Annotated in this window: 7 protein-coding genes; 1 reads left to right on the forward strand and 6 read right to left on the reverse strand. The window is 37.6% G+C overall.

Features of this window, described 5'->3' with window-relative positions; all coding sequences use genetic code 11:
• The 6 genes from IV71_RS07300 to IV71_RS07325 all read right to left on the reverse strand — a co-directional run.
• Positions 1 to 1,212 (reverse strand): helicase HerA domain-containing protein (locus tag IV71_RS07300; RefSeq protein ID WP_156405652.1); only part of this gene is annotated, 1,212 nt, incomplete at its 3' end.
• Between the two features lie 7 nt (positions 1,213 to 1,219).
• A complete protein-coding gene (locus IV71_RS07305) occupies positions 1,220 to 1,882 on the reverse strand; it encodes a hypothetical protein (RefSeq protein ID WP_010690515.1) in 663 nt (220 codons plus the stop codon).
• A gap of 2 nt (positions 1,883 to 1,884) precedes the next feature.
• Positions 1,885 to 2,214 carry a hypothetical protein gene (locus IV71_RS07310; protein ID WP_010690516.1) on the reverse strand — a complete coding sequence of 110 codons (330 nt, stop codon included), beginning with the start codon at positions 2,212 to 2,214 and terminating at the stop codon, positions 1,885 to 1,887.
• A gap of 189 nt (positions 2,215 to 2,403) precedes the next feature.
• Entirely contained in the window at positions 2,404 to 3,009 is a 606-nt protein-coding gene (locus IV71_RS07315) for a hypothetical protein (protein WP_056995066.1), read from the reverse strand.
• An 83-nt stretch (positions 3,010 to 3,092) separates the two neighbouring features.
• Positions 3,093 to 5,177, reverse strand: coding sequence for a DUF8208 domain-containing protein (locus tag IV71_RS07320; protein WP_010690519.1), 2,085 nt, complete (start codon positions 5,175 to 5,177; stop codon positions 3,093 to 3,095).
• Complete coding sequence (locus IV71_RS07325) at positions 5,174 to 7,939, reverse strand: type IV secretory system conjugative DNA transfer family protein (protein WP_010690520.1); 2,766 nt, start codon at positions 7,937 to 7,939, stop codon at positions 5,174 to 5,176. The genes IV71_RS07320 and IV71_RS07325 overlap by 4 nt, the downstream gene beginning before the upstream one ends.
• Before the next feature lie 554 nt (positions 7,940 to 8,493).
• On the opposite strand from IV71_RS07325, the gene IV71_RS07335 reads away from it, so the two are divergent.
• A complete protein-coding gene (locus IV71_RS07335) occupies positions 8,494 to 9,372 on the forward strand; it encodes an FRG domain-containing protein (protein WP_158534698.1) in 879 nt (292 codons plus the stop codon).
• The last annotated feature ends 361 nt before the right edge of the window (positions 9,373 to 9,733 follow it).

A 9,733-nucleotide genomic window follows, 5' to 3' on the forward strand; every position in this document is an offset into this window, starting at 1 on the left:
TGCACGATTCTTTGCTCGCAAAAACGGAATGAACTTGTTTAGTGTTGGATACTCGTGATCAGGAATGAATATCTTTACCTGTTCTGGGTTCTGGGTTGGGTTTGCAGTCCACATACCTAAATCAATATAGAATTCGGTAATTAAGGCGTTTAAGGCAATGCGATCTTCAGCAAGTGCTGATTGGGTCAAGTCTTGCGACATGAAACCGTATAGAGCTAATAATTTTTCAATATGTTGGTTGAATGAACCAACAACATCAACATTCTCTCCAGAAGCATCCGTAACCGTCTTGTATATTTGGAAAGGATTAATTAGACCATCCTCTCCGTTCAATTTGACTGAAATTCCATCAGAATACTTGGATACTCCAGCATATTCACCAGATGGGTCAAAGGCTGCAACTCGATGACCCCGCTTAAAGGCATCCTCAACCAACATTTTCTGCAAGGTTGACTTTCCATAGCCTGCCGAGCCAAAGAAACCTAAGAACGGACGTGTTCGGTTACGTCCATCACGCAGATAGGGATTAAAAATGGCAACTCCGCCCGTGGAGGTAGTCCCAATGACTGTTCCATAATCATCATCTTGAGAAGATGAGTCCTGCCAATAGGCTCCTCCCAAATCGGCAGAAGACATGGATAATCCTTCTTGTCGCTCGGTTAATTGATCTAGTTGCTTACTTGCTGGTGTCCACATTGAACGCCATTCATCAAATTGAAATTCTGTCAAAGTAGCAAATTTAAAATCCGAATATTTAGCAGCAATATCACGGGATGTTTGTCGTAGCTTTCGTTTAGTAGATGCATAGACAATCAGACGGATATACACCTTCATGGCCTTCTGATCATTACGATTAATGCTGTATGCTAGCCTAGCGAATTCTGCCCCTGACCCAGTGTAAGCATCCGTGAGATTGTCATCATGAACTTCAATATTCGAGTCTGCTCGATTCAACTTCTTGTTAAATTCTTGTGTTGATTCAACATCAGTGGAGAGCATGAAAATTGTATTTGGAATTGTCGCTAATTGCGCTAACCAATGATTAGGCAATTCAAGTGCTTTAACATCATGGACATACATGATTTGTGCATATCCATTTGGCAACTTTGTATAGTCACTGTGAATTGAAATATTACCGTTCGGCTGTGTTTTTAGTAATGTACTAAAATCGTATTCATTGGCCTCCATTGGCTCTTTAAATAGTTTTTGCATAATTGTCCTATCCGATATATGAAGCTGGATTATTTAAAGCATACATACGGGCTTCTTTTTCGTTACGAGTTAGCCCACGAAACTTAAAAGGTGCATTTTCACTACTCGATAAGTTCCTCAACGTGGCCATCTTATTCTCAAGTTGACCCTTATTTTTGGCAAAAACCGCCATTAAAAATTCACGAGACCAGAAGTTACTTTCAACGAAAATCAAGCGATGAATTTCACCATTGACCATCTCAAGTCTTCGATTCAATTGATGCCGTTTTCGTGAGTCGCTTTCTTTAGCAATTGCTTCCAACAGAAGACTCTTATTCTTTTGCCAAGACTTTTGTTGTTTTTTAGTATTCACCCTGAATGAATACCCAAAAAAATTAATGTCCGTTCCTGTACTTTGCGCTCGAAAGAATTCACCGGCTGATTTGACAACTTCTTTGCTTTGCTCATAAGTTAAATCATCAATTGACATGCCACGAACCAAAACTAATTCAGCATAGCTACCATCTTTTAAAGCAATGTAGTTGTGTACATCGTGAGTAAGGCCTTTGTATCCTAGGAAAGCCACCATGCTATCCATCTTGCCTTTCAACGATTTGTCGTTAAAATCAAAGGGAGCAGGCTCATAAACCTGGTTATTTACCTTTTTAACGTTTTCATTTACAAGGGGCATTATTAATTCTCCAAGTCTTTCATGCTAAATTTTTTATAATTTTGTTTTCTACGTCTGCGTGAACTGTTAAGTTGCCAAATCATGAAAAGCTCATAATTACGTCTCTCAGGATTATTTTTTGGTCGCATTAACAAATAGATCGTCATGATTGAAACGATCAGGATAGCTAACATTGCTAAACCAAATTGATTATCAGGAAAGAATTTATACAAAACAAAATCAATAATTCCTGAACCAATAACAACAAAAATATCTTTAAAATTGATTTTTGATTTTCCAAAAGTCACATTCTTACGGACCTTAGCGGCCACTGACCAGTTATTATTTGCCATGGTAAACTCCTTTATATTGCTAACCCTACTATGTTCTTTTTGCGATATTTTACGCATCTCCACCTTTTTTCAATAAAAAAAGCCCTCACGTTAGTAAGAGCCAAAATATTTGATTACAGATTATATTAAAAAAGACCTTCTGATGAAGGTCTTTGCCGTTTGCCGTAATTTTTAATATTGATACAAATATTAGTACTTGCTATTTTCTTTATACCAATACATTTGGGAATTAAGCCCTTTACTAAAATATCGTTCAGCAAGGTCGACTTTATTATCCTCAGTAATCCAAGTACCAGTTTCAGTTTGGACTTGTCCGTTGGCTGCTTGGTCTTCAGTTTCACCATTCCAGCCCTTATCAAGACCAATTGCAACATCTCCATAGTGATTCCCACCCTGTTGTGACTTTTGAATGTCAGTAGGATAAAGAGTATTGTCTCGATTCTTAACAGATAACCCGAATTCAGTAGGTTTGACATACCCCGCAGTAATAACCGTAGGAATATGATGAGGATACTTCTTCTCTAAACCTAAAATAACTTGTTTTGTTTCGGAACTAATTTCTTTTTTATTTGAATCGTTGGTAAAAAGAACAAGTACATTATTCGTCTTAGCTGCCTTTTTAACATCGGCAATTGTTTTCACCTTAAACTGGGACTTCTCCCATTCGTAATTGGAATTCGTGACTTCTGTTTTAGCAGTTGTTGAACTTCTGTGAAGAATATATCCACCACCAACTACTACAATGACCACAATGCCAGAAATTAATAACCAAAAACCCTTCGTCATTTTAATCATAATATTTGCCTATTTGCCCTTCTGTAATAGCTTTATTATACCAATAACAAAAAGGTAGAACAATTCATGTTCTACCTTTTAATTTATCGCCTATTTTGTTTAACACTTTTATGTGGATCTTCTTGTTGTTGACGAAGACGTTGTAAGGCTCTTTGCCTACGCATACGATGTTTAGCCTGTTTCTGTTCGGCATCCTGTTTAACATTCTGCATGCGTTCTTGATGAAGACGAGTTCGATTAGATTGTTCTAGTCGGTTCATTCGTTCTTGAACACTGGGAGACTGCTGGTAGTTAGATTTTCCTTTATTTTCAGTTCCTTGTTCTTGGGAGGAATTATCAAATTCCATCATCTTATTCTTAGCCTCATTCCCTCGTTCATCTGAATCGTTAGGCTTTTCCAAATTTTTTGAATCTCCAGGTTCATCTGAAGAATTATTGTGGTCCCGAGATTCCGGACCATCAGAACTCTTCTTATCATCCATCTTCATCATTCTGTCTTTGGCATCTTTACCACGCCTACCAAAATCATTAGACTTTTGAGAATCTTTTAAATCTCCAGAATTGTCTGAGGCGCCACGGCCATCAGGGTTCTCGGAATTTTCAGGATTCTTAGGACTATCAGGTCTGTCATCTGAATCATTAGGATTGCTTTTATCCTGAGAGTCACCATTAATGAGCTGTTGGGCTTTCCTTTTTCCCTCTTCACTGTCAGAGAAGCCAGGATTCTTTCTTGATGGATCGTCCTTTTCTTCTGCTGCAGCACGACCTTGTTCTTGACGAAGTCTGTACTTTTCAGCTATCTTAGTGGCTCCAGAACCGGCCAATGCTCCCAATGCAACACCCGGAGCAGACATACGACCTAGGAAGCCACCCTGTCCTTTACCGCCACCTGACATGCCAAATTGCTTTTCAATCGCTGAAGAACCGTCAAAGCAGGCAAATGCGAGGATTCCCATGACTAGGAGATAAATAATGCCTCGAATAAATCCACCTGCCCCATCCACACTTCCTGCAACTTTTTGAGGCAATGTTCCAACTAGACTACTAAATATTTGGAGCATAAAAAGATCCATGAAGATACCTAGCCATCCATTAATGAGGTCGTTAATCGTACCTTTAACTCCCTCAACGGAATTGGCGGCGTCACGCCCGGCTACTACTGGAGCAACAACAACCTTCCCAAACATTCCGATTGAAGCTCGCATGATTTTAACAGACATGAGCCCACCAACAATAATAATGATGAGAAAAGCACCAGTCGCTGGAATATTTTGAACTCTATACCTTTTATAACTTTCATCCAACGCATGCAAAAAACCACTTTTCAAACTTAGCTTATTAAGCTTGTAATTTTCAGAAGTTCCACTCGTGTTGGTTATTGTATCCAGTTTATAATTGAAAACACTTCCAACATCGTCGGTCTTCTTGCCCGACTTCTTTGCTCCGGCTTTGTTTAAGGCAGTTACATCATCCTTATCAATTGAATTAGAAAAATCAGGTACTTGATTTTTACCCAGCTGATTATATGAAGAATTTCCATCAGAGAAGGGCTCTGTGGAAAATTCATCAAGTGCCCATTTTTCCATATCCAAGGTATTTGTTTTTAAGGGTGTATCAGCTAATCCAATGTTAGAGGATCCACTACCAACTAGGTTGTTCATAAATTGCCCACCAGCATAGAAAATCAGTGGGAGAATAAGAACTAAACTCATATTACCAAAAATATTTTTTAGCTTTCTTTTTAGCTCATCGTTCTGTCCGGATCCCATAAAACCAAACATTGAAACAATGGCATAAATTCCCATTAAAGAGAAACTGATAGCGACTGCCGCAAAGTAAAGAATATGCAATGTTGAATTGCCATCCTCAATCAACATCTTTGGTAGCTCATAGACCGGAAATAAAGCCGCTTTTATTAAATACTCTACCCCTGATGCTAAGCTATGCAAAAGGTTGTACCAACCATTTTGGAGCCATCCTTCAACGTTATTGATTATATTTGAATTTGGATGAAGCCAATCTTGTCTATCAATATAAAACTTTATCAATTTATTCGAAGAAGTGACTACATTATCATTTCCCGTTAACCAATCGGCTGCTTTTTTTAACCAATTATCTGTATTAAAATCGTCAAAACCAGTGCCAGGAAACGGTGATAAATTACTCATTTTGAACCCCCACTTTCTTTATTCATATATAAGTTCCACCAAGCCGCATAACGTGGATGTGTTTCGAGATATAGTTGATCAAACAAGTTTAGGTAATCGATACGATAATCATCCAAGTTCAAGTACCTTTGCGGACTATCAACTTCAATTTTGGCCAATTCTGGTGACGGATTTAAATATCCTTGTAAAAGATTGTAAGACGCAGGCATTCCAGTCCATCCGTAGTCATAAATTGGATTAGTTGTTACCAAGTGTCCCTTTATATCATTATTTTTGGCAGCTCTGAAAAACAACATTTGACCTGGTCGGAAGTTACGCAGCTGCTCTGGGTTTAATAAAGGCTGCTCCTTAATTTGACGATTTCGGTTATCTCCATCAGCAGTATTTTGACCTTGTGTGCTATAAGTGATGGTTCGATTACCAAGCGCCTTACTAATCTCCTCAGTGGTTTCCTGGGAGGACGACTTAATATAAGCAAAGTTAGAAGAGTTAGCACGAATGGTTGCTGCCGTCTGCTCTCCATATACATCTTTTAACTGCTCAAGGTTCTGCAACACTAGAGTGAACTCGATATTGTACCCAAGAGCTGATGACAACTTTGTTTCAAGCTTTGGCCACTTAGGGAAGTTACCAAATTCATCCATTAAGAAGTGCATTCGATTAATCACTTTGTTTTTGTTGCGTTGTGCCCAATCATAATTTTCTTGATAAAGTTGTTCCATAAAGAACATAGCAATCAGGTTGTACTGGGCATTTAGCGGTGGCAAAATAACAAATAAGGCAGTTCGCTTTTCAGAGTAATCAAAACTAATTTCTAACGGACCATAAACTGGGTTTGATTCAATATTAGTATCAATTTTTTTAATCTGATATCCATCAATGACGTCTAATCCGGTATAAGGATCTTTTTCATGCCTAGAACGACTCCCAAACCCACTTCCTCGGTACTTTTTGAAGGCCTGAATAGTAATATATTTATCGGTCAAGGTCGTGTCAGGAGGTAAAGCTTGCAAATTTTTGGTATTTTCATAATGTTTAAAGCTGACCTTAAAAGTGGTTTCATCATCAAGTTTCGGTTCAATAGCATACTGAATTAGACCCATTTCATCGGCAATTACTAAGTCCACATACTCCTTACCACCCGCTGTAAATGAAATTTCAGCTTTACGATTGCCAAAATAATGTGGAAGTTGCAATTCCATTACTCTTGGAAAACCAATCGAAGAGTATCGGAAGTTATTGATTGTAGTTAATTTACGCACGTTCACATCAGAGGTAAAAATTTCAATATCTGAAAACATAGAGGCATAGATGTTCCCTTTTGTTTCAGACCCACCCATACCAGACTGATTAAAAGCAGAAACGGCCATATCGAGCAAAACATCAGACTCACCCTTTTCGATGTTCTGTTGCTGAATAATTCGGAAACAATCGACTAACATGTCCAATTTATTTTTTTGCTTCGGACGATCCTGGAATGAGATTTCATTGGATGGTTTCAAGATACGTTCGCCAGTAGATGAACTAACTGATTCTTCTGTTGTTCCCAACACTTGAAGCATCTCAGCAACGTTAGCGATAGTTACCTTATCCCAATCATTTTCACGCCTCATTAGCCACAGTGTGGCTAATGTTAATCCTGAAAATGTGGCTGAAGCTCCATTTGTAAAGAACTTTGATTTGGCATCAGAATCTTCACTTGGGAAAATGGTATTGGCCAATTGACTAACTTTAAGCCGTGCTTTAGGATAGTTACCTTTTTTTGCATAATAAATCGTCTGCGAAAGCAAGTTGATTGGCATGGAATAATTGAGATTATCAAAATTAGCTATTTTTACATCGTAATTGTGCTTCAGAAGAAGTTCCATAGTCATTGTGGACAGTTCACCCTTCAAGTCACCAACAATTAGAGACTGATCTTTATCTCCTCTTGCAACTAAGTCAATAGTCGGCTCTACTAGGGTTTTACCTTTACCTGCTCGGGTGTCAGCATTGATGATGGTATTTGTTGGTTTAGAGTCAACAAAATAGACGCCTGGTAACTTTCTAGGATTGGGTTGTTTAGCTCCAGGTTCTGATGACTTGTACTTAAGAAAACGTTTTGGGACAAATTTGGGAAGTGCCGTTGCAAAATATAGCTTCAATCCTTCCCTATTCCAATTAAACTTGTGGCCAGCAGGGACTGATCCATAACCTTCAAATGTCTCCCCACGGTCTGGAACTGCTTGGTATTGCTGCTTCAATTCATAAGGCTCTGTGAAGCTTGCCCCACCAAATTCATCAGCTTGTTCATTCTTGATATTCTTCCATGAACGATAGACACCAATCTGGCCAACTATCATAAATGCAACAAAAACAATTCGCCATACAAGTGCATTTTCATAAGTAATATGCGGGAGTGGCTCTAAAACAGTAGCCCAGTTAAATGGATTAATGTAATTAAGGATTTCTCCCGAGACACGTCCGAATTGATCATTAATCGATCCCCGATTAACTCCAACAACTTCTGTATAAAATGACCAATAAACGATAATGAAAAAGTTGGTAATGACCATCGAAAACCATGTGATAAATAGCATGTTCTTGCTCACCCATGCTGGGCTTCCCTTTTGGAAAACACGCCTTCCAAAATACGGATCGCGTTTACTTTTGACCTGGGAAAGTTTAGAAAAACCAATAACAAAAAATAAGCCTAAAAGACTCTCTAAAGAAAAAAGGAAAAAAGGTCGGCAGAAAGTAATAATGTTGAATAGAAGGCTCATACTAACCCTCCCGTTTCATTATCGTATTCGAGCAACCACATCGCCTCAGGAAGTGCCGGGCGGCCACTATACCCCTTCACAATCGGAAAAGCCTTCTGAAGCTGTCGATGGAGATCAGCTTTATCTTTTCCATAAAAATATTGTTTCCCAGTGTATTCTCCCTGGGCTACGTAGTAAGTTTTTCGTAGCATAAGTAACCTCTATAATTTGTTTGCTACCCCTACTATGTTTTTTTCCCGTTATTTTACGCATTTCCACCTTTTTTCAATAAAAAAGCCCTCACTTTAGTGAGGGACAATGGGATTAAATTTATCCCGTTCGTCAAGAATAATATACTTAAAAATCTAAAGTTAAAAAATACTGAACTCAACAATAGATTGGCAATCATTATTAAAAACAAATAATAAAAAAAATAATTGTTTTTTTGATATATTGATTCAAGGAATAAAACAAATTCTAGGCATTTTAAATCAAAAAGATTAATTTAAAAGGATATTTAGACAATGTACAAATCTTTTTACGTAGAAAATTGTAATCAGCTTATAAGAAGACTGATGTATGCACAAAACAAATTAGGAACTGACCTTTGGTATCGTGGCCAAAACCAAGCTTGTTTCACTCTCATACCTGGAATATATCGATACGCACTAACAACGCATATTCATGGGAATCCGGTAAGACCACGCTTAGCTAATTTTAGGTCAGGTGGAGGAGAGTTCATACGATTTCCCGATCAAACGCAGCTATTAAATAGTTTTAAAAATATTTGGGCGAAAGAGCTTAGTGCTTTGCATTATCAAAAACCAGGTAATGACCTGGAATGGCTGCAGTTTGCACAACATTATGGTCTTCCCACATATTTACTGGACTGGACGACCGACCCTTTAGTCGCATTATTTTTTGCAATCGACGGTGTCAACACGAACAAGCCACTCTACTCATTAGATGAAGAAGAAAAGGACGAGTCGGAACCAAGAGACTGCTGTTCGATTTGGATTATCAATCCAAAATCTGTCAATAAAGTAATCCCTGAAATTAATGATGTTTTAGACGCTAACAAAGATTCTAAAAAAATTCTAAGGTTAATGAAGAATGAAATCTTCTTCTGTTTTACAGCATCTAAAAATAATCCCCGCGTTTCTCGTCAATCTGGAAACTTTGTGGCTTTCGGTGGATCTCCTTACAGATGGTCAATGGATTTTCTTACACTAATGCAAAAAGAAATTATTAAAATCAATATTCCGTACACAGCCATTCCAAAAATAAGGGAAGAATTAAAAATTTTTGGCCAAACTTCTCCAAATATTTATCCTGATAAACAAATGTTCAATGAAGACAAAGTAAAACTAGCATACCAAAAAGTTTTAAATGATTTTACTGAAACGATAGAAAAAAATTACCAAGAAGAAAAAAATATGGATCTATACTCCTAGTTGACATAATAGCTGTTACCCAAAGTAAAAATGGCTACCTTAGATTTTATCTAGGGTGGCCATTTTTTTTATTAAAACGTACTTTGCTCAATTTTCGTTTAAAAAATTGGTATAGCTCTCATAGTCTTGATATTATCGTTTTTATAATTTGTGAAATTTTCAAAAATGAGAATACATTAAAACCAAAAAAGGTGTGGAAAATCCACACCTTTTTAGGAAGTCACTACGGTAACTAATTACTTCCTGGTCATTATAACACAGTAGAATCCTGTGTTTCTGTCACTGGTGACAACTTCTTTTCCACCTGCTCGTATGCTGATAAAATGGACAGATTTTATGCATCGTCCACTGTATAATTATC

This window comes from Fructobacillus fructosus KCTC 3544, from assembly GCF_001438695.1.
In the GTDB taxonomy this organism is placed as follows: domain Bacteria; phylum Bacillota; class Bacilli; order Lactobacillales; family Lactobacillaceae; genus Fructobacillus; species Fructobacillus fructosus.